The organism is Salibacterium sp. K-3, assembly GCF_054052005.1.
In genome coordinates this window covers 801,886-823,224 of sequence record NZ_JBSVZE010000001.1, presented here as the reverse complement: position 1 = coordinate 823,224, position 21,339 = coordinate 801,886, and the positions used below count along the sequence as shown (strand labels likewise).

Sequence of the window (21,339 nt, the reverse complement as noted above, 5' to 3'; positions counted from 1 at the left end):
TCTTAAGATAAAAGAGTTTTCATAGAAAGTAGCGTGTAATTATGAATATTTTAATCAGGACAGACAGTTCCTTTTCCATTGGATCTGGTCACGTCATGCGTTGTATTACATTAGCCCGTATTCTAATCAAACAAGGCCATTCCATCGTATTTGTCTGTAGAGAATACGATGGGAGTTTAAATGACTTAATTGCGTCTGAGTTTCAACTTGTCACCCTCCCATACTCCAATGAAGGATCTTCGAATTCGAATGTTCTCCACGAAGAATGGCTTGGGAAAGCCCCGTATGATGATGCGAGGGAAACGTTACATATTATAGAAAAACGTAATATGACTGTCGATTGGATTATTGCCGATCATTACGGCATCGATGAATCGTGGGAATCCATCCTGCGACCATATGTGAAATTTATTCTTATTATTGATGATCTTGCCGATCGCGCTCATGATTGCGATATTCTGCTTGATCAAAATTTCTATCAAAACATGCAGCATAGATACAATAGTCTGCTCCCAGACTACACCCTACACTTACTTGGGCCTCGGTACGCTTTATTACGAGGTGAATTTTTAAAAGAATACCCCTCCACGGATGAACAGTCATTATTGATTTTCTACGGAGGAACAGATCCAAGCAATGAAACAATGAAGGCATTGAAGGCTTTGGAAAACACCTCCATGTTTCAACGTGTAGACGTGGTCGTCGGCCCTTCCAACCCAAATAAGGAATATATCGAAGAATACTGTAATGCCAGCAGTTATTCGTTCCATTATAATATCCGATATATGGCGGCTCTTATGGCGAAGGCTGATATTGCTTTATGCGCAGGAGGGTCCACTACCTGGGAACGGTATGCTATGGGAACACCGGGCTTCGTGACTTCCATTGCCCCGAACCAGGTTGAATTATGCAGAAATGCTGAAACACTGGGTGTTGATAGATATTTGGGGCATTATAATCTTGTATCCGAATTGGACATTCAAAACGCTATTTTCGACTTAAGCAGTATCAAAGAAAGACAACAGACTGCCCGGGAAATCGTAGACGGTAAAGGCGCTGTCCGGGTAATAGATTACATAAATCATTTATCTTACCAATGAATCGGATCTCCAAAAGCGAAATCCTTGTGTGAGCTTTTTCCGAGCAATTCTTTATAGTACTTCGGCTGCATCCCATACCCGGGACGAATCACGCGGATATTCTCTTTCGTAAAAGGCTCACCCTGTTTAATATCCTTAGCTGCATAAATGGAACGACGGAATTTTAAAGAGTTCTCCTCCGCTTTAGTCGGACCGTATGTTACTTTTCCGTATGCCTGCCAAGCTCTATTCGTTTCTTCCACCAGCGTTTTCATTTCCTCCGGTTCTATCGAGAACGCAGCATCCACGCCGCCTTCTGAACGGTCCAAAACAAAGTGCTTCTCAATGACAGTTGCCCCCAATGCAACACTTGCCACTGCCACTCCAGTACCAAGAGTATGATCGGAGAGACCAACTTCACAATCAAACATTTCCTTCATATGCGGGATAGTGGCAATATTCGTATTTTCAGGGGATGCCGGATAGGTGCTCGTACATTTTAACAGCACCAAATTTTCACACCCGGCACGACGTGCAGTTCGGACGGTTTCATCTAATTCAGCAGCTGTGGCCATACCAGTTGAGATGATCATCGGCTTACCGGTAGCAGCCACTTTTTCAATAAGTGGGAGATCATTATTCTCGAAAGAAGCAATTTTATAAAAAGGAACATTTAATTCTTCCAGAAAATCAACCGCTGTTTCATCAAATGGTGTGCTGAATGGAATCAAACCTAATTCCTTTGCCCGTTTAAAAATAGGCTCATGCCATTTCCAGGGAGTATACGCTTTTTGATACAGACTATGTAGAGTTTCTCCGTTCCAAAGATTATCTGGATCATCAATTTTAAAATCATCCATATCAGCATTCAGTGTTAACGTATCCGCTGTGTAGGTTTGAAGCTTTATCGCATCAACACCTGCTTCAGCGGCTTTCTCTACTATTTCCAACGCAGTATCCAGAGATTGATTGTGATTCCCGGACATTTCGGCGATGATGAAAGGAGTATTAGAATTTTCATTGATACATAGAATCGAATTATTCATTGGTGTCAACATGATCACCTCCTTGAGCTTCTAACGCTTTTCCTTTTAATTTTTGTACCTTAGTGTCCCATCCTTCTGTCAGTAGTGACAAATAAGGTTCTTTATCTATTTGCTTATGGTAAGTACCTTGGAGGTGGTTTTGTTTTATGCTATATATTTTTCCACTACTTATTAAATCCCAGTTTTCAATAAGTAATGTTTCTACTTTTTTTGAAAGGCGCTCATACGTTGTTCTTAATGTATCATCTGAAAAGACTTGTATTTCTTCCTGTATAAATATATTTCCAGTGTCTAGTCCAGAGTCAATCTCATGAATCGTTACACCCTTTATTGTGTTTTCCAAAAAACTCCAAAGGTTAGGGTCAGCACCACGATTCCATGGAAGATATGAAATATGAAGATTTATTATCCTGTTTGGAAAACGACGAATCACAGATGGTTTAAGTATTTCACGGTATCCATAACTCACAATATAGTCCACTTCATCAAGCCAAGTCTCATAACCTGTTAATTTTTTATCATACGTTAGTACATTTTCACCTTTTTCCGTTATGTTTTTTTCAAGACTATTGTGCTTAGAACCTAATAACAATATGTTCATATGATCACCATTTATAAAGTTGACGTATAACAAATTTATATATTTATTTTATGGTAATAAGAAATAGCTTCTTTTAAATTAAGTTGTTTATTGTTTTGAACTAATAAGTTGTGTAATTTATACATCCTAACATAGTCACTTAATGTATCTATCGTTAATCGTGCATCTTCGTCCATATACTTAGTATTAGGAGATAGTGTTTTTATGTTAAAAATATGACTATTATTTTTTATATATTTTGTCACATGTTCCAATTCAGTTTCATCACTCGTATTTATCAAAGAATTAATTAAAGCGTCACTATGAATAACTTCTATACCACTTCCGTAAGGTATATTATTAAAATTCAAATAATCATAATCATTCATTATCAATTCTTTTATTCCATTATCAATCAAAGTTGATTCCGTAAATGGGTTATCGGCTGTAACCCTTACAACTATATCTGCAGCGGATTTTTCGATCACATCACAATAACGTTGTAATACATTTTCCAAACTACCTCTATAAACTTGAACACCTGTTTGTTTTGCAGCTAAGCTTATTATGTCATCAGATGGGCTAGTAGAAGTAGCAACCCATACTTCTTCTAATTCTTCTGATTTGTTCACTTGATCTATTACACGTTCTAGCAACGTCTTCCCCGAAAGATCTTTCATTACTTTCCCTGGCAACCTTTTAGAACTAAGTCTAGCTTGGATTATTCCAATTTTTTTCACCATATGGTCCAACCACCATCGACACTTATATTTTGACCAGTTACAAAACTAGACGAACTAGAAGCTAAATATATTATTATTCCTTGCAATTCTTCAGGATAACCTATTCTTCCTAATGGATTTTTTTCACTGAGTTTATCTATAAACTTTGAATTCTCTTGAACTTGGTAATTGGGAAAAGGACCAGGAGAAATTGCGTTAGCACGAATACTATATTCCCCATAATAACTTGCTAAATACTTAGTAAATTGAATTATTGCTGCTTTTCCAGCCCCATAATTTGCTGGATTATCGAATTCAGTCTCTTCATAAACATTGGGATTAGGAGATACAATCCCATACATGGAAGCTATATTAATAATATTTCCAGACCTTTGTTCAATCATTTTAGGTAATACAGCTTTTGTACACATAAAACAATTATTTATAGTCCCGTCAATACCTTCTTTCCATTCTTCTTCTGAAAAATTTAAAATATCCTTTTGTATACCATAATTTGCATTATTTACGAGCACATCAATTTTGCCTTCGTTATCTAAAATTTGTTGAAATACCTTTTTAGTATCTTGAGAAGAAGATAGATCCAAATCATATCCTCTACAATCACAATTATATTTATTTTTCAACCTGTTAATAAACTTTTTATTTTTTTCTTTATCTTGACTTATAACAATAACGTTAGCTCCATAACATGCTAGCGCTTCACACATAGCTTTTCCTAAATGACCGGTTCCCCCTGTTACTATTACTTTTTTTCCTGTTAAATCAAATAAATTAATTTTCTTTCTCCCCTTTACCACAGTCTTGGATCAATAAGACTTTTATTGGGAATGGCCAGTTCGTTCCAACTTATTTTTAACAAATGATGCAATGATTTGATTTTGTTAAAACTTTTTATAATCTCTTCTAGTTGTTTACTGTTATTAATACCAATAATCATTTCATCTAATTGGTCAACTTGAAAAATAAATAGCAATGCAAATTCCAATTGGGATAACTGGTGCTCTGCAGATATTTCACCCAATATTTCGTGATACTTTTTATAAGCAGGATGATTCTTTATAATTTTTGTGCTATTTTCAAGTAATAAGCCTTGTAAAAAAACGGATCTTGCTTGAATCGTGATATTATTTTTTTTAATTTGATTTAATATATCTGATTGTAATAATCGTTGATCAAAAATGTTTATCGGAAGCTGTATCAAATCAATTGGGAAAGAATTACTTATGATTTGGTTGATTTCTTTCTCTTCATAAACTGATACACCAATTTTATTAATGTATCCTTCCTCTTTCCATGAAGATAGCTTCTCTATAATGGTTCTATCATTTATTAAATCATTTGAATCATGTATAAACATACCTTCAATTTTATTACATTGCAAATTTGATAAAGAATCTATAAAAGTATATTCTAAAAAATTTTTAGCGACACCTGAAACAGGCGGTATTTTTGTGTTAATAAAATAGCTTTTTGTTTTATTAATATTTCCCAAAATACTTTCACTATTTCCGTAAATAGCTGCTGTATCAAGTTTTTCAATTCCGTGATCGTAAGCTTTATTCAAAATTTCAGATACTTGCTTTTTATCTGTTTGTCCCTCCTTATTTGTTATTCCATAGTTCATACCAAATTGAGCAGTTCCTATAACAATTTGATTTATGGAACGAATCATAGATTGTTGCTCACTTTCCGAACAGTACTAATGACATACTCAATATCATTTTTACTCATGGAGGGGTGAAGAGGGAGTGTAATTAATTGTTTATATAGTTCTTCCGACACTGGATACATACCCCATTTTAAATTGAAATGTGTTTGGTAATATGAAAACAGATGAACAGGTATATAATGAACATTTACTCCTATATTCTTATTTCGCAATTGTTCAAATACCTTTTTTCGATCCAAATCCTCTTTTAGCTTTATTATGTACAAATGCCAACTGGATTCGCCTCTTAGATCCTGGTAAGGCGTTATAATTTCTTTTTCGTTTGAAAAAGCCTTATTGTATGTTTCAGCTATTTGTTTTCTTCGTTCAATAAATGCATCCAGCTTTTTCAGCTGGCTTAATCCCAAAGCAGCCTGGATATCTGTCATTCGGTAATTAAACCCAAGAAACTGCATATCGTAATACCAGGGTCCGTGATCCTCTTCTAGTTGTTTACGGTCTCGTGTTATCCCGTGAGAACGAAACTGTTTTAACTGTTCAACAAATACAGGATCATTCGTTGTTATCATCCCGCCTTCCCCCGTGGTGATATGCTTGACTGGATGGAAGCTGAACATCGTCATATCTGAAATGGAACCTACTGGTTTATTCTGATAAGTCGCTCCAATAGCATGAGCGGCATCTTCAATTACAATAAGTCCGTAACGTTCAGCAATGTTTTTAATCGTGTCTAATTCAGCAGGCTGGCCGGTATAATCAACCGGAATAATAGCTTTCGTTCTGGATGTAATCTTTTTTTCTATTTCTTCTGGATCAATAGTATAGGTGTCCGGGTCAATATCGGCAAATACAGGAACACCTCCCTGGTATAGTACACAGTTAGCACTTGCGGCAAATGTCATGGGCGTGGTGATCACTTCATCTTCTTTGCCTACACCTGCCGCGAAACATGCAGCATGTAAGGCAGCAGTACCGTTGGAAAAAGATACAGCATAAGACGCACCTACATAATCTGCTACAGCCTGTTCGAATGCATCTACTTTCGGTCCGGTTGTTATATAATCACTATGCAGCACATCGTTAACAGCCTCAATATCTTCTTCATCAAGGGCCTGTTTTCCATAAGGAATAAAAGAATGAGTCATTCTATTTCCTCCACTAGTTCCTGAAGTTCTTCCACCGATAACCACCTATCATTATTGTTACTGACGTAACTGAAGTCACTGGAAACACTTGTACCATTGCCGCGATACTCTTCTTTCCAGAATGGAAATTCAGGTTGAATCACATAATATTCTCCCCTGTCCAGTGTGCGGCGGGCATCATCAGATGTGATCATGGCTTCATGCAGTTTTTCTCCGGGACGTATACCAATAACCTTTTGTTCACAATCCGGCGCGATCGCTTTCGCCAGATCTGTTACATTCATGCTGGGGATTTTGGGGACGAAAATCTCCCCACCGTACATGCGTGTAAGGCTGTCTATGACAAACTGAACTCCTTGATCCAAGGTGATCCAGAATCTTGTCATATTATTATCCGTAATTGGAATTTCTCCTGTTTCCCTGACACGTTTAAAGAACGGTATCACGCTGCCTCTGCTGCCAACGACGTTTCCATAACGAACAACGGAAAATCTTATATCTTTATGACCTACGTAGGAATTGGCTGCTACAAAGAGTTTATCTGAAGCGAGTTTGGTTGCCCCGTATAGATTCACAGGGCTGCAGGCCTTGTCCGTACTGAGTGCAATAACTCGTTTCACACCGCAGTCTATAGCAGCGTCTACAATATTCTGACCGCCATCAATATTGGTTTTGACTGCTTCAAACGGATTATACTCACAGGCCCCAACATGTTTCATGGCCGCAGCATGGATAACAATATCGACTCCATCAAATGCCCGATACAACCTTTTTTGATCTCGTACATCTCCAATAAAAAAACGCAACCGACTATCAGAGAACTCCTGCTGCATCTCATACTGCTTCAATTCATCCCGGCTGAATACTATAATTTTTTTTACGTTATACTCCAGGGCTTTCGTTACAAACTTTTTCCCAAAGGAGCCGGTTCCCCCTGTAATTAAGATCGTTTTATTATCCAGCATTTAACAACTCACCTTAAGTTTCTAGTTTTACCGTATTTATGTTGTCCTTTAATTCATTCAAAAGAAATTCAATATCCTCATCCGCATTTAAGCAATGTTTAACGAATGGGTATAAAATTTCAGTAGAATGCGTCGCTTTTTCTTCCAGGCTTTTCCCTTCTTTAATCTTATAGTCATTGCGTACTACTTTCTGATAGGCCGTTTTTATATAAGGGTTAATACAATAAATAAAGTACTCGTTCTTCTGTAGTTTACTTATATACTTTTCTAAATTTGTAAATTGCGTCTGTAATTTGAGATTCTTTGATTCACCTTTTACAAAGGTACTTATTTTAGACAGGATACTATCCAATTGTTCCATGATTTCAACAGCATCCTGCCTTTTTTTCATTAGTTCATTTAATCTTTGTAAAACAAAATCAATTTCATATTCATTTGGTGGTAAATCTATGTTTTCAACATTTAAAATAACATCATTGGTTTGCAAATCATCGAGCATTACATTGGACAAGTGGCCAAACATTGTGTGTTCAATCTTCGCCCCGCCTTTTGTCACATTTATTATCTTCCGCCCCTCGTCTTCAATTAGGCGGCATATACGTTCTAAATGGCGTTTCATCGTAAGAAATTTGGGTTGGGTGGATATTTCAACTCCTTCCACACTCTCCACCTTCACAGCATTTTTTTGCTGCTGTTCCTTAACCTTCTGTCCCTGTCTTATATTTTGTATATCTACGGCATAAAAATCATCGTCCCTGAATGCTAAATTCTGTCCTGCCAATATAACAGGATCAAAGCCTAATTTCATAATCACTTCCAGTGTGACGATAGCGATTGTAGGAGCATCACTGACTTTGTTTATCTTTTTTTCCTGTGTGTTCAATAAATAGTCTGATATAGGATCAGCACTTGTTATCATATGAAAAGAGTTACCAGGATACTTTTCCACTGTTTTATAACCTACACTAGATCCAAAAACTAGAGGTACAGATGATAATTCCTGATCAATGATATCTTGATAAACAGTGAAATTATGAGGTTGGGGGTCGTAGCTAAATACAGCATCCGGCATAATACCATTGTTAATCAATGTTTTATTCGCAGATCCTACAGCAAATATATAGGCAGATGCATCTTCTTTTATTTTTTTTAGATTATCCAACTCATCACTCAAAGAGGGTCCAGCTGCTGCCATAATAACCGGTTTTTCTTTAAAAAATTCCCTGAATTGTTCATTTAAAATGTTGTTGGTGTGTAACACATATGGGAAGTTTTTAAAGCTGTTTACTGCCCAGAACTTTTCAAAACGCTTGTTTGTATGAACTGTCCTTTTAACGTGCTGTAAACACTCTTCAAATATTTTCAGAAAAGAATTATAGTCATCCGGAAAAATTCTTTTGTAAGCTGGCAGCATAACAAGCAGTACTCGTTTATTGGAATTCATTATGTAATTGCTGAGCCATTGCTGCAATGAATGTATTTGCGGCTTGGTTATCAGATTATTAATAGCAAAGTAATTTAACTTTTTGTATTCTACGTGAGAAAGAAAGGCAGTGAAATCCGGTTCATATATCGTATATGACATTTCTGGGTGGTGTTTTATAAACGTTTCTACATGGTATCCCATGCCTAAACCGTAGAAAAAAATATGATCATACTCCTGGATCTGTTCTCTATACTCTTCGTACAATGCTTCAGCTTCTCTGTAGGGAGCAAATTTACTATGCAGTAAAACATGTTTTTCATTTACCGGTATCTTTATACTCATTTGGCCATCTTTAGTGTTCACTGACTCATATGGCATTTCTCCATTTTGAATTGCCTGCTTGTATTTCTGATATAATGTGTTATTCTTTTTTCTTAATAAGCTCTCATTATCCAAGATCATACATCCTCTTTTAATGATTTGTCATGTTTTTCTCTACGATAGTATGCCATTCTTCAAAAACAGCTGCCAACTCGTATTCTAATAAATCTGCAAGTAATATATAATCCTGCGCTTCCATGGCTTCTTCCAGTTCACTTAATGGCTCACGAACGGCATTTACATTAATCTCAAGTAACTGGTTGTTTTTCTGCAATCCTTCTACAGCTTCCAAAGACCATTGGACAGCTCTCAGTAATTCATCCAACACATGAAAATCTATGCTCTTTCCCTTTTTCGCATCATCTGCGAAATTCTTTGACGCTGCAATCATATTTGGAATCAATGTTTGAAGGGAATGAAGGGTTTCGTCAATTATCTGCATGGTATCAGCATCCTTTATTTCTAATATCGGCAGTTTTAACTAGATGTTAATACATTAAAAAACCCCGGTAAATACCGGGGTTAATAACCTTATTGAAGTAGCTGAAGAACCTGTTGCGGCTGCTGGTTGGCTTGTGCGAGCATGGACTGGGAAGCCTGTGCCAATGTGCTTGCACGGGTCTGCTCCATCATTTCCTTCGCCATGTCTACGTCGCGGATACGGGATTCCGCAGCCTGTAGATTTTCGGAGGAGTTATCCAAGTTGGAAATGGTATGATCCAACCGGTTCTGACTCGCACCAAGTTTGGAACGTTCTGCTGACACTGATTCAATAGCGTTATCAATTGTTGTGATAGCTCCTTCAGCGTCTTCCACAGTATTGATATCAATTCCTTTTGAAGCTGATACGTCAAAATTACCAGAAGTACCTTGTTCTAATGAAACAGAACCATGTGTGAATGATTCTCCCAAGTTAATAGCATCTGAACCAGCTACGCCTGTACCGCTTGCGAGATCTTCTTCAGCTGTTGCAGATGATAAAGTATCGAAACTTGTACCGCCGCTGCTTACAGCCACTACATCGCCTTCATCATTTTCCAAGCCATAATTAGCTGTAGTTCCACCACTACCACCGACTTGGACGCCTTCTTCCAATGATACTACATTGTACGACTCACCTGCTGCCATTGTACCTTCATTACCACCTGACAGCCCATTTTCCTGATTAATCTCGGTGCCAACCTCAAGAGCATCAGATCCCATGTCCTTAATGTTCAGAGAAATATTCTGTCCTTCATTGGCACCAGTCTGGAACTGCTCTTCAAAACTTCCGTCCAGAAGTTTCTTCGTGTTGAATTCGGTATTCTTTGAAGTCTGAGTAATCTCTTCAGTAAGCTGGTCTACTTCTTTCTGTAGTTCAGCACGGTCTGCGTCAGTGTTGGAGCCGTTGGCGGACTGTACAGCAAGTTCACGCGTGCGCTGAAGCATGCTCTGTGTTTCAGAGAGGGAGCCTTCCGCTGTCTGAATCATGGAGATGCCGTCCTGAGAGTTACGGCTTGCCTGGTCCAGGCCGCGGATCTGACCGCGCATTTTTTCGGAGATCGCAAGACCTGCTGCGTCGTCCCCTGCTTTGTTGATGCGTTGACCGGAGGAGAGTTTCTCCATCGAGTCCTGCATGTCATTGTTGTTCTGGGTCATCTGATTGTAGGTATTCAGCGCCGGAATATTACTGTTAATAATCATAAAATAGCTCCTCCTTGAATTGGGGTTTTACGTTCCGCTGCCACGTCCCTGTGGCGGAAACAATTTTTGGATTTTAATGAATAAGTTATGCCTTGATTCCGAAAATAATTCATTAGCTTCTCTAAAGCTCTTATTGTAACAACTGCAGAACTTGCTGCGGCTGCTGGTTGGCTTGCGCCAGCATAGACTGGGAAGCTTGTGCCAATGTGCTTGCTCGGGTCTGCTCCATCATTTCCTTCGCCATGTCTACGTCGCGGATACGGGATTCCGCAGCCTGTAGATTTTCGGAAGAGTTATCCAGGTTGGAAATAGTGTGATCCAGTCGGTTCTGACTTGCACCAAGTTTCGAACGTTCTGCTGACACTGATTCAATAGCGTTATCAATTGTTGTGATAGCTCCTTCAGCGTCTTCTACAGTGTTAATATCAATTCCTTTTGATGCTGAGACATCAAAAGCACCCGAACCACCATCTCTATCTATCGAGACAGATCCATGTGTGAATGATTCTCCCAAGTCAATAGCACCTGCACCTGCTACGGAAGTGCCGCTACCAAGATCCCCTGCAGATGTACCAGATGATAAAGTGTCGAAACTTTGACCTCCGCTGCTCACGGCTACAATATTACCTTCATCATTTTCTAAACCATAATTAGCTGTAGTTCCGCCACTGACTGAGGCGCCTTCTTCCAGTGATACTACATTGTATGATTCGCCCGCTTCCATTGCGCCTTCACTACCACTTGCCAATCCACTACCACCGGTTAGATTTAGCTCGGTTCCTACATCAAGAGCATCAGAGCTCATATCCTTAATATTAAGAGAGATGTTCTGCCCTTCATTGGCGCCAGTCTGGAACTGCTCTTCAAAACTTCCGTCCAGAAGTTTTTTCGTGTTAAACTCTGTATTTTCCGAAGTCTGAGTAATCTCTTCAGTCAGCTGGTCTACTTCTTTCTGAAGTTCAGCACGGTCTGCGTCGGTGTTGGAACCGTTGGCAGACTGTACAGCAAGTTCACGTGTACGCTGAAGCATGCTCTGTGTTTCAGAAAGGGAGCCTTCCGCTGTCTGGATCATGGAGATGCCGTCCTGGGAGTTACGGCTTGCCTGGTCCAGGCCGCGGATCTGACCGCGCATTTTTTCGGAGATCGCAAGACCTGCTGCGTCGTCCCCTGCTTTGTTGATGCGTTGACCGGAGGAGAGTTTCTCCATCGAGTCCTGCATGTCATTGTTGTTCTGGGTCATCTGATTGTAAGTATTCAGCGCCGGAATATTACTGTTAATAATCATAAAATAGTTCCTCCTTGAATGTGTGTTTTACGTTCCGCTGCCACGTCCCTGTGGCGGAAACGTCCGCTTGGGCAAAAAGGAATCTGTCGGCCGCCAGAATCCTTCTCTGCCCTTACATGTCTTATATCGTCACATCCTCTGCATCTTTAAGAGGTTTCGTGAATTTTTTTGGAAAATCTGCTCAGCACTTTCGTTAGCAAAATATATATCGAAAAGAAAATACTGGATTTTCCTTCAATGTATAGAAACGGCATCAAGACCTTTCACCTATTACAATAATATGGAGGAACGTCTATCGTGGAAAGCATCTTGGAATTCAGGAAAACATATCAGGTTCATACAGGAAGTATCGGGTTGGTACCGGTAATGGAAGGTGAGGCGAGAACGAAAGTATACGAGAGAGGGGGCGGGCTTATCCTGACCGGACAGACGATAAAGGAGATTATGCAGGAAGCCTGCCTGGACGGCGGTTCTTCCATGGAAGGGCGGCTTACATACGTTACCGAAAAGCTCGGGCTCAAATACCGGAGGCCCATTCCGGTGAATGAAAATAAAAAGATCTATGCGTTTCCGCTGCATGGGGAGAAAGACAACCGGCACTCGTGGTTTTTTTACCAGCACGTGCTGGACGCGGAAGCGGGGAAATATGATGGATGGACCTATCTGGTATTTCGGGACGGACAGCGCATCCCGGTCGACGCATCCCTGAATCACGCGAAGCAGCAGATTATGAAAGCCAGCCGCGTCCAGACGATGTTTGAAGGGCGCGACGATTATTTGGACTAATCAGGAGATTCGTACCCAGTCCTTTTCAATCGCCCGTTTTATCGTATGGGTGCGGTCATTCGCGCCCATTTTTCTCGTTAAATGGCTGACGTGGTTGTTTACGGTTGCTACTGCGAGAAAGCTTTCTTCGGCAATCCGGCGGTTGCTTTTGCCTTCCACGATTTTTTCAAAGATTCTAAGTTCCGCGTCTGACAGCACAGTGCTGAGCTTTTCCATGTTAAGATGAAGCTCACGGATTTTTTCCTCCCGTTCCTCGTGCAGTTCCCGGTACCGTTCCACGAGATGGGGCTGGAACCATGGGTCAATGTAAAAGACAAACTGCTGGGAACGCTGAAAATGATCGTGCCACTGCATATCGGTACGATCCGAAGCGAGGACGATCGATACGTTATGAGGCAGCAGCTGCTCGAGCAGCTGCGTATTCTCCGACGGAAGATTCACGCCGAGACGGAAAAACGTCTGCACGGCCTGCAGTTCATGGACTTTTTCGTACAGTGTTTTTTCATCACACGCGGTGTGATAGATGGTGTCTTTTTTCAAACCGTTTTCGAACAGCCGGCTGAGGGAAGAAGCCTCTTCTTTGACAACCGTCTTGCCGAGCTGTTCCGCGGAGTATTGCAGATTTTTCGTGCCGGCCGGATCCAGAAATAATGTCGGCAGCCTTGCTCCGTGCTCATTTTTGTAATAGGTCTTGACCATGGTTGGATTCCTCCTGGCTGGATCATTCTACCCTGTTGATCTATTTAAACTTGCATATTATTTGACAGGTTTTATTCTTTGTTAGTAAATCTTACCTTCCAGCCAAAATTTGTGCAAGGAGCGGGAGTACCTTTCTTACTCGACACAAGTCGTTTATGTTCGAAAAATTCCTACTTCTGTCCTGTTGAGAAAGGGATTGGCCATTTTCCTATTTTTTCATCTGTTCAGAGAGGGCTTCCAGAATCGATAGATTATCGTCTCCGGCCGCTTCGTTGTTTTCCTGCTGAATCGATAGATAGATTTCGCGGCGGTGGATATCGACATGAGAGGGTGCGTTAATACCGAGTTTGACCTGCTCGCCTTCGATGGCAATGATCTTGATTTCAATATCTTCCCCGATCTGAATCGATTCGTTCGGTTTACGTGTTAATACAAGCATCTCAGCGCGCCCCTTTCTGCGCCGCACGGTCGTCCTGCGGAAAGATAAAGTGCTTTCTATCGTACGGCGATTCGCTGAGAATGTGCTGCTTGCCTTTCTGCTGGGTCATGTTGATGACAACCGGGGCCTGCAGGTTGGCCGTCGTTTTCGAAAATGGTTCTTCGAGCGTCAGCATGACAAACAACGCGACGTCTTCCTGCTTTTCAATATCCAGTTGTTCGACGACCGTATCCGGTACGTCGACCTGGTAGTCCTGGAAAAACTGGAATGGATCGGTGACGACAAAGGCGAGCTGCGGGGTATGAATGGACTGTAATATAAAAAATACCTCATCGCTGCTGAAGGGAAGCAGCACGAAGGCTGTCTCGTCTTCAAACGCGGGGAGGCCGTTGTCAAAACGTATAATGCTGTCTTCTTGGACAGTGATGTCTCCAAAGTATTTCGTTTGTAATTTCAAGGGGGACCACCTTTTGTATTGGATTAATGTTACAGCGTACGATTTACTTCCAGACCGCGGACATCAATAGATATATTGGAACGCTGGCGCAGGTAGTGCTGCACTTCCCAGCGCGGGATGTTAATCTCCGGCTCGTGGGTCTTTACATCAAACCTTGCTTCCGCTCGTTCCACATCAAAACGGACCTCGTGCGGTTCAACATCAAATTTCACCGATTCGATGCTTTCCGGGATCCATCCGGGTTCCAGTTCGTATTCAAACATGCGGCTGTTTTCTTTAGCGAGCTGCGCAAAGATTTTTCCGCCCCCGCCGTTTTCGTGGATAGCTTTTATCCGCTCGCCTTCCCGCGCGGTTTTCGCCATGTATTCGGAGACAGACTGCGATGTTTTTTTTGCAGACTGCAGGTATTGCTCCACCGGCGGAAGGAAGCCTTTTTCCCTACGAGCTTCGGACTGGTCGATGTGCACCTTGGCCGGCTTGATCGAAATATCTACGGTGTCCCGGAAGTTCTGTTCGATATTGACCTCCGGCGGAGGCTGGCGTAACTGCATCGGCGGTCTCGATATATTCGTGCCGATTTTGGCATCTGTTGTACGTATTTCTACCATCGGCATATTCATGACGCCGCCTCCTTTCCGTTTAGCGCAGGAAGTCCATCAATGTAGGCTGGATAATGCGCGCGCCGGAAGACAGGGCGGCCTGATGGACGTTTTCCTGGCTCATCAGGTTCATGATCACTTTCTCCATGTCGGCATCTTCGTTTTCCGACATGATTTCCTCCGCCGTCACTTCCTGCTGTCCGAGCCGGTTTTCGATCATATCGACCCGGTTTTGTCGGGCTCCAACTTCAGCGCGCTCATTCACAACATTATTGATATGTTCATCAACGGTGTCAAGGTAGTTTGAAATTTCTTCGCCGCCTGCATCGTCATTACGGAGGGTGGCGCTAAGGCTGGTGAGATCTTGAAACATATTGTTCTGGAATGTATTCGCCGGATTGGAGTTGACTTGCATTTCAACACCATCCATGACTTCCATTTCCACTGCATTTGTGTTTGTGTCTGCACGTGTCATGACGATTTCTTCTTTATCAATAGCAGTGCCGTTCTTCTCGACACTTGACAAGTTGTCTCCATTATAAATCAACTCAATCGTATCCCCAGCACCATTTTCAAATGTAGTGCCCCCGGTATGTCCGTACTCGTCACCGTCATTGATGACCTGGTAGTCTGCAAGATCAGCATCTACACCCTTTTCCGGGTCAAGAACGGGTGGATTCGTAGTCTCTGTGCCATTGAATATATACTTGCCGTTCACTTCTGAGTTAGCCATGTCCGCAATGTGCTGTGTCAGCTGCGTAACTTCTTCGGCCATATTTTCGCGCTGTCCTTCTTCATAGGAGCCATTGGCTGCCTGCGTCGTCAGTTCACGGATCCGCTGCATAGCTTCCGTTGTTTTGTCGAGGGCGGAGTCCGTCGAGTTCATCCAGTTATTCACTTCCCCGACATTACGCTGAAACTGCTGGATCTGGTTCGTTTCGCCGCGGTAGCGGATCCCGCTCATCGCAACGACCGGATCCTGGGAGGCTTTTGTTATCTTTTTGCCGGTGGAGAGCTGTTCCTGCAGGACGCCCATTCGTTCATAGCTCTGCTGCAGATTCCGGAGGGAATTCTGTGCCAACATGGATTGTGTTACCCGCATGAGGTTCACCTTCCTCTATTTCTTATTTATCTTCCTACAAGACCCATGTTGTTGATGACACGATCGAGCATTTCATCGACAGCTGTGATATTTCTTGCTGCTGCGTTATAGGCCTGCTGGAATTGGATCATGTTCGTCATTTCTTCGTCGAGGGAGACGCTGCTCACTTCCATCCGCCGGCTGTCGACATTGTCCCGGAGCGTCGCGCTGTTATCCATCATCTGCTTGGCTTCCGCTGTCTGCACCCCGTATTCGCCGATTAGAGACTGATACTCTTCATCAAAATGATCTTCTTTGATGTTCGAAAGCTCCGTTGCGTTAGACCCGTCTCCGGCGTTGCCGTCCAAAGAAGCAGCTATTTTATCTGGATCATTTTTAATGGGTTCCGCAACATCAATAAATCCAGCTAACCCTTCCTTATCATTCCCATCTACAGTACCATCACCGGTTGTGTCGATCTGGAAAAAGTTTTCTCCTTGTGTTCCTTCCAAATCGTATCCCTTTTTATGCTGCTCATTAAATGCAGTGGCAAAATCATAAGCAAGTTGGTCGAGTTGATCTTTTAAGTCCGGATAGGTGCCACTCATATCGTCGCCGGCAGCGTTCTTTCCATCATGCATTTCCAGCATGCCGGCAAGGGAACCCGGCGAATTTTTCATATCCAGGTCGTCCAGGTTATTTCCAGTTCCCGTTCCTTCTTCCCAATTCAGCGAGACATTACCAATTGTGTCAGCATCTTCATCAATATCAATGGTGCGATGATCAAGATTTTCCCCGTCAATCAGCTTGATATCATTACCAGCATCGTCTGTCATCCGCTCTCCTTCGTCGTTGAGAAGATAAACATTGACTTTGCCTTCCGCGGCATCTTTTGCAAGGCCTTCCGGTTCAAGGTTTTCCACTTCAATGTTCATCCGCTTTGACAGATCGTCCAGCAGACGGTCCCGTTCATCGTACAGGTCATTCGGCATTTGGCCGTTCGGTTCGACACTGCCGATCTGCTTATTCACACTGTTTAAATTACTGAGCAGTGAATTTATCTCGTCTTCGTTCGTCCCAATCTGGTTGGCGAGGTCGGACTTGTTCGCCTCGAGTGTGTCCGACATGTAATTGAACGTATCCGCAAGCGCGATACCGCGTTCTTTCACGACTGCGCGGGCACCGGAGTCTTCCGGATTCGCCGATAGATCCTGGAGCGCATCATAAAAGCCGTTCATCCGGCTGGAAAGTCCTTCGTCCGACGGTTCATTCAGCAGTTCTTCCATTCGCTCCAGGGAGGAATGACGCGATTCCCAGTATCCGGACTGGGCGTTTTCGCCGCGGAACTGCTGGTCGAGATACCCTTCGCGGATGCGCTGCACAAAGTCCGCCTGCACCCCGGTTCCGATCTGTCCCGGCATCTGCGGCGCATTCCGCGCGGGCGCCGGGTACGGCTCGGTCTGGCCGAAATTGACACGCTGGCGGCTGTACCCTTCAGTATTGGCATTGGAAATGTTATGGCCGGTTGTGTGCAGCGCCGCCTGCTGGGTGGTCATCCCGCGAAGCGCTGTTTCTAATCCGTGAAACGTCGACGTCATACTTTCTCCTCCTAAGATGTAAGGGTTGGGTCATGCTCTCGAGTCAAAAATGGAAAAGCCGTTCCGGCGCTCCCGGCTGTTATCTTCGGGATGGCTGTAGTGCACGGCTTCCGGGTCCGGCTGGATCATATCGAGCGTCATCTGAACGAACTGGCGCGAATCCTCCACCATCTGACGGTTCAGCGCTTCTCTGCTGCGCAGCGATGCCATTTCCTGAAGCAGTCCTTCCTGCAGCTGTAAAAGCGGATCGTGATGGTCTTCAGGAAGGTAATAGAGCAGATCACTTACCGTGCCTTCCGTTTCTCCGGCTTCTTTTGCTTCAAGGTAGGACGCCACGGCTTTCTGCCGTTCATTTTCCGTCTGTTCGATCGCGCGGATCTGCCGGCTCTCCTCTTTCAGCAGTTCGGCCAGTTCCTGCGTCTGATTGGCTTTTATCAGTTCCGTTTTCCGGCCGGAAATCGTGTTCAGTTCTTTATGCTGCTGCACAAGCCGTGCCATCGTTTCAAAAATGGCTTTCACGGACATAGCTTTCCCCGCTTTCTATATCGATACCAAGGGCCGCAAAGGACAGACCATCTCTATTCGAAAGATCTGTCTCAAAACGGCTGCTTATTTTCCGGACCAGAAATCCAGGAACTTCCGGGCAGATTCCTGCGCATCGAATTGGTAATTGCCGGAGCGCACTTCGTTTTTCAGTTCTTCGATCCGTTCGCTTCGCGCCGATTCGATGTCACCGCTCTGCTGCATCTGCTTGGCTTCGTTTGATATTTCGACCTTGTCTTTCTCGTGCTGAGGAGTTTCCGTTTTGGCCTGACGCTGAACGTCGGCCTGTTTCTGATACGGGTTGTTGACCGATCCTAATGGATTGATATTCAACGCGTTCACCTCCCTGTATCGGTTCATCTATAACGATTTGTGTTGTTTTCATGTGGTATCATCTATTATATCGGATACATGACGCCCGCTTTAACCGGTACAAATGTCTCATTTCAGCCGGCTGTTCATGGAATGGTACGTCTGATACCTGTTACGCTCCTCTTCCTTCACTTTTTCGGCACGTTCCTTCTCCCGCGCTTCCGCCTGCAGACCGCCTTCGATGTTATCCTTGCAGCTTCCGCAGATACGGCCTTCCCGGATAGGTCTTCCGCATGACTCACACGGGTATTCCAGATTGGGAAACTGATTTAAATGGATACGTCCCTCTTTTATAAAATAAGTAATGTCTTCTTCAGACACCCCGGTTGCTTCGACGACTTCGCTCATCTCCGCCTGCCGGTTTTCCCTTTTCCGGATAAAGTTATACACGGTCTGGAATTTCTTCTCCACTTCTTTATGGCACTTATTGCAGACAGGCCGCAGCGATTTCACAAACAGTTCGCCGCAGCGCGGGCAGTTCTCGAGGTTCTGCATGTCCCTTCCTCCTTCATCTATCTTCCTCTACCCTCTTATCAACGTGATGGAACATACATCGGCGGCGCCATTTTCGATAAGAGGTTCGGCTGCTTTTCTCAGCGTTGTTCCTGTAGTATAAATATCGTCAAAAAGAACGAAACGTTTACCCTCTACCGCACTTTTTTCTGTGTTCAGGGTGAACGGACGGGAGATGGATGACAGGCGCTGCGCTCTCGATTTTTTACTCTGTTTTTCTTCGTGGGTCGTGCGGACGAGGATGGAAGACGGAGTCGGAGGCCGGCGCAGGGAGAGGCCGGAGGCAGAGGTGAAGGAGGCAAGAACGGCCGCCTGGTTAAATCCGCGTTCCTTAAGGCGTTCCCGGCTGAGGGGAAGCGGAACGGGTACCGCTCCGGCGGCATGCTTTCGGTACAGTTTTCGTATGTCCTGCCGGAATGCTTCAGCCAGCACCGCATCGCCGCGGTATTTCCAGAGCGCCGTCCAGTCTTTCATCGCATTGTTGTAAGAAAACAGAGACACATTGAAGCGCAGCATCCCCTGCCAGCGCGTGTCCATTTCCCAGCGCTCACAATCCGGACACCGTCCCGCTTTTTCCATCGGCCGGCTGCAGTTCACACACACCGGACCTTGAATGGGAGAGAAAGCATTCCGGCATGCTTCACACAGTCTCGTGTCATCCGCAAACAATAGTGTTTTCCAGGTCGATACAGCTGTCACAGGCGTTCCGCAGTAAAGACATTCCGTCATTCCACCGCCTCCTCTCTGTTCATCGCAAGGATGTGTCGTCTTGCCGCAGTCATGGCTTCGGTTCTGCCGGCATGAAAAAAGACAACATCCCCATCCGGATGAGCGGCGCTTCTTCCCGCTCTTCCTGCGATCTGAACAAGCGCGCTTTCGGTGAAAATGGCAGCTTCCGCGCCGAGCACTGCCACATCCACGTTATCAACTGTCACGCCTCGCTCCATAATGGTCGTTGTCACAAGCAGCGGAATCTTTCCTTCACGGAAACGGCGGACGTTATCGTGGCGGAGCTCATTTGCGCTATGCACCCCTTCCACGGCTGGATCGATGGTTTTCAGAAAGGAAGTAACGAGTTCGAGCACGTTCACGGAAGGAACAAACAGGAAGGCGGGAGTGCCGTGCTGCATCCGGTTCCGGCACCACTCTGTCACGACAGCGGGCAGGCGGCCCTTCTCAAGCTTCCGCTTCCAGGAAGATGCCCACTGAAAACGCGGCACGGACAGCGGGTGGCCGTGATAGCGGCGCGGAATGCGCACACAGGGGAGTATGTTCTTTTTCACCTGTTTTTGAAGGAAGTTCGGCGGGGTGGCGGTCAGACGGATAACAGCGGCGTCCGGGCGGGCCGCCTTTTCGACGGCATGAACAAGAGCGGCATCGGCGGAATATGGAAACGCGTCCACTTCGTCGATGATGACGGTATCAAACGCTTCCGTGAACCGCATCGTCTGGTGGGTGGTGGCGGTGACCAGCTGCGCCGGTTGCTGCTTTTCCTCACTGTCTCCGTACAGTGCCGCGATGCGGACATCCGGAAAGACCTCGCGAAGCCGGGGAGCCAGTTCAAGCACCACATCGGTACGCGGGGCGGCGATCAGAATCCGCTCCCCTCGCTGCACGGCGCGCTCGATACCGGCAAACAGTACCTCCGTTTTGCCTGCACCGCAGACAGCCCAAATAAGCACCTCCGTTTTCTCTTCGACTGCACGGATCACCGCGTCGGAGGCCTTCACCTGTCCCTGGGAAAGAGTTCCCTGCCACTGCAGTACCGGCTGTTCCATCGTTGGAAAAACGCCAGGAGCCGTCCAGGAGAATAAAGGTGTACAGGCGCTGATCCGTCCCATCCGCACGCAGTGCCGGCAGTACACACACTCCCGACCGCAGCGGGCGCATGAAAAGCTCCCGAAACGACGGCGTTCCGTATTGCCGCAGCGCCGGCATCTGTACCCATATTTCAGCTGGACAAGGCCCGGACGCATCTGTATCCAGCCTGTGAGGAGAAGAGATTTCAGGGCAGCGGTATCGGTGTCCATTTCTTCAAATAACAGCTCTTTTCCACTGCTTTGTTCATGGAGGGTCTTGCAGGATAAAGGCAGGGAAGCATGGGGTGAAGGAGAGGAGGATAATAGGGGGAGACGGCTGATCACGTCTGGTCCGGCAGCAATCGTCATCGATTCATCCGCCCAGGCTTCAGGCAGACAGACGACCTCCGGATGGCCGGGAACAGCCGCATGAATCACATTCATCGGCAAC

Annotated in this window: 24 protein-coding genes; 2 read left to right on the top strand and 22 right to left on the bottom strand. The window is 44.4% G+C overall.

Annotated features, from left to right (window positions below; all coding sequences use genetic code 11):
• Nucleotides 1-41: 41 nt before the first annotated feature.
• Nucleotides 42-1,100, top strand: coding sequence for a UDP-2,4-diacetamido-2,4,6-trideoxy-beta-L-altropyranose hydrolase (gene pseG / locus ACW9JV_RS03840; protein WP_457331524.1), 1,059 nt, complete (start codon nt 42-44; stop codon nt 1,098-1,100).
• On the opposite strand, the gene pseI is transcribed toward pseG, so the two are convergent.
• The 11 genes from pseI to ACW9JV_RS03785 all read right to left on the bottom strand — a co-directional run bounded on the left by pseI (nt 1,091) and on the right by ACW9JV_RS03785 (nt 12,002).
• Nucleotides 1,091-2,125, bottom strand: coding sequence for a pseudaminic acid synthase (gene pseI / locus ACW9JV_RS03835; protein ID WP_457334561.1), 1,035 nt, complete (start codon nt 2,123-2,125; stop codon nt 1,091-1,093). The genes pseG and pseI overlap by 10 nt on opposite strands.
• Nucleotides 2,118-2,726, bottom strand: coding sequence for a formyltransferase family protein (locus ACW9JV_RS03830; protein ID WP_457331522.1), 609 nt, complete (start codon nt 2,724-2,726; stop codon nt 2,118-2,120). Before ACW9JV_RS03830 ends, pseI begins: the two co-directional genes overlap by 8 nt.
• Nucleotides 2,727-2,761: 35 nt before the next feature.
• The gene (locus ACW9JV_RS03825; RefSeq protein ID WP_457331520.1) at nt 2,762-3,448 is read right to left on the bottom strand and encodes a cytidylyltransferase domain-containing protein; all 687 of its coding nucleotides are present in this window, start codon (nt 3,446-3,448) and stop codon (nt 2,762-2,764) included.
• The gene (locus tag ACW9JV_RS03820) at nt 3,442-4,245 is read right to left on the bottom strand and encodes an SDR family oxidoreductase (RefSeq protein ID WP_457331518.1); all 804 of its coding nucleotides are present in this window, start codon (nt 4,243-4,245) and stop codon (nt 3,442-3,444) included. Before ACW9JV_RS03820 ends, ACW9JV_RS03825 begins: the two co-directional genes overlap by 7 nt.
• Complete coding sequence (locus ACW9JV_RS03815; protein ID WP_457331516.1) at nt 4,239-5,120, bottom strand: aldo/keto reductase; 882 nt, start codon at nt 5,118-5,120, stop codon at nt 4,239-4,241. The genes ACW9JV_RS03820 and ACW9JV_RS03815 overlap by 7 nt, the downstream gene beginning before the upstream one ends.
• Nucleotides 5,117-6,262 carry a UDP-4-amino-4,6-dideoxy-N-acetyl-beta-L-altrosamine transaminase gene (pseC, locus tag ACW9JV_RS03810; RefSeq protein ID WP_457331514.1) on the bottom strand — a complete coding sequence of 382 codons (1,146 nt, stop codon included), beginning with the start codon at nt 6,260-6,262 and terminating at the stop codon, nt 5,117-5,119. The genes ACW9JV_RS03815 and pseC overlap by 4 nt, the downstream gene beginning before the upstream one ends.
• Nucleotides 6,259-7,227 (bottom strand): UDP-N-acetylglucosamine 4,6-dehydratase (inverting), encoded by a 969-nt coding sequence (gene pseB / locus ACW9JV_RS03805; protein ID WP_457331512.1) that lies wholly within the window; start codon nt 7,225-7,227, stop codon nt 6,259-6,261. Before pseB ends, pseC begins: the two co-directional genes overlap by 4 nt.
• A gap of 13 nt (nt 7,228-7,240) precedes the next feature.
• On the bottom strand, nt 7,241-9,109 hold the full coding sequence (locus ACW9JV_RS03800; protein WP_457331509.1) for a motility associated factor glycosyltransferase family protein: 1,869 nt from the start codon (nt 9,107-9,109) through the stop codon (nt 7,241-7,243).
• A gap of 16 nt (nt 9,110-9,125) precedes the next feature.
• Nucleotides 9,126-9,476 (bottom strand): hypothetical protein, encoded by a 351-nt coding sequence (locus tag ACW9JV_RS03795; RefSeq protein ID WP_457331507.1) that lies wholly within the window; start codon nt 9,474-9,476, stop codon nt 9,126-9,128.
• 89 nt (nt 9,477-9,565) lie between these two features.
• The gene (locus ACW9JV_RS03790) at nt 9,566-10,717 is read right to left on the bottom strand and encodes a flagellin N-terminal helical domain-containing protein (protein ID WP_457331505.1); all 1,152 of its coding nucleotides are present in this window, start codon (nt 10,715-10,717) and stop codon (nt 9,566-9,568) included.
• A 130-nt stretch (nt 10,718-10,847) separates the two neighbouring features.
• Complete coding sequence (locus tag ACW9JV_RS03785; protein ID WP_457331504.1) at nt 10,848-12,002, bottom strand: flagellin N-terminal helical domain-containing protein; 1,155 nt, start codon at nt 12,000-12,002, stop codon at nt 10,848-10,850.
• 297 nt (nt 12,003-12,299) lie between these two features.
• On the opposite strand from ACW9JV_RS03785, the gene ACW9JV_RS03780 reads away from it, so the two are divergent.
• Complete coding sequence (locus tag ACW9JV_RS03780) at nt 12,300-12,788, top strand: competence protein ComK (RefSeq protein ID WP_457331502.1); 489 nt, start codon at nt 12,300-12,302, stop codon at nt 12,786-12,788.
• On the opposite strand, the gene ACW9JV_RS03775 is transcribed toward ACW9JV_RS03780, so the two are convergent.
• The 11 genes from ACW9JV_RS03775 to ACW9JV_RS03725 all read right to left on the bottom strand — a co-directional run bounded on the left by ACW9JV_RS03775 (nt 12,789) and on the right by ACW9JV_RS03725 (nt 21,332).
• Nucleotides 12,789-13,487, bottom strand: a complete 699-nt coding sequence (locus ACW9JV_RS03775; RefSeq protein ID WP_457331500.1) for a response regulator transcription factor — start codon at nt 13,485-13,487, stop codon at nt 12,789-12,791.
• A gap of 208 nt (nt 13,488-13,695) precedes the next feature.
• Entirely contained in the window at nt 13,696-13,926 is a 231-nt protein-coding gene (gene csrA, locus ACW9JV_RS03770) for a carbon storage regulator CsrA (RefSeq protein ID WP_457331498.1), read from the bottom strand.
• 1 nt (nt 13,927) lies between these two features.
• A complete protein-coding gene (gene fliW / locus ACW9JV_RS03765) occupies nt 13,928-14,383 on the bottom strand; it encodes a flagellar assembly protein FliW (protein WP_457331496.1) in 456 nt (151 codons plus the stop codon).
• 29 nt (nt 14,384-14,412) lie between these two features.
• Nucleotides 14,413-15,003 carry a DUF6470 family protein gene (locus ACW9JV_RS03760; protein ID WP_457331494.1) on the bottom strand — a complete coding sequence of 197 codons (591 nt, stop codon included), beginning with the start codon at nt 15,001-15,003 and terminating at the stop codon, nt 14,413-14,415.
• Between the two features lie 19 nt (nt 15,004-15,022).
• Nucleotides 15,023-16,084, bottom strand: coding sequence for a flagellar hook-associated protein FlgL (gene flgL, locus ACW9JV_RS03755; protein ID WP_457331492.1), 1,062 nt, complete (start codon nt 16,082-16,084; stop codon nt 15,023-15,025).
• A 26-nt stretch (nt 16,085-16,110) separates the two neighbouring features.
• Complete coding sequence (gene flgK / locus ACW9JV_RS03750; protein WP_457331490.1) at nt 16,111-17,661, bottom strand: flagellar hook-associated protein FlgK; 1,551 nt, start codon at nt 17,659-17,661, stop codon at nt 16,111-16,113.
• A gap of 30 nt (nt 17,662-17,691) precedes the next feature.
• On the bottom strand, nt 17,692-18,186 hold the full coding sequence (locus tag ACW9JV_RS03745; protein ID WP_457331488.1) for a flagellar protein FlgN: 495 nt from the start codon (nt 18,184-18,186) through the stop codon (nt 17,692-17,694).
• A gap of 84 nt (nt 18,187-18,270) precedes the next feature.
• Entirely contained in the window at nt 18,271-18,537 is a 267-nt protein-coding gene (gene flgM / locus ACW9JV_RS03740) for a flagellar biosynthesis anti-sigma factor FlgM (RefSeq protein ID WP_457331486.1), read from the bottom strand.
• A 108-nt stretch (nt 18,538-18,645) separates the two neighbouring features.
• The gene (locus ACW9JV_RS03735; RefSeq protein ID WP_457331484.1) at nt 18,646-19,071 is read right to left on the bottom strand and encodes a TIGR03826 family flagellar region protein; all 426 of its coding nucleotides are present in this window, start codon (nt 19,069-19,071) and stop codon (nt 18,646-18,648) included.
• Nucleotides 19,072-19,098: 27 nt separating this feature from the next.
• Entirely contained in the window at nt 19,099-19,818 is a 720-nt protein-coding gene (locus ACW9JV_RS03730) for a double zinc ribbon domain-containing protein (RefSeq protein ID WP_457331482.1), read from the bottom strand.
• Entirely contained in the window at nt 19,815-21,332 is a 1,518-nt protein-coding gene (locus ACW9JV_RS03725; RefSeq protein WP_457331480.1) for a DEAD/DEAH box helicase, read from the bottom strand. Before ACW9JV_RS03725 ends, ACW9JV_RS03730 begins: the two co-directional genes overlap by 4 nt.
• Nucleotides 21,333-21,339: the final 7 nt, after the last annotated feature.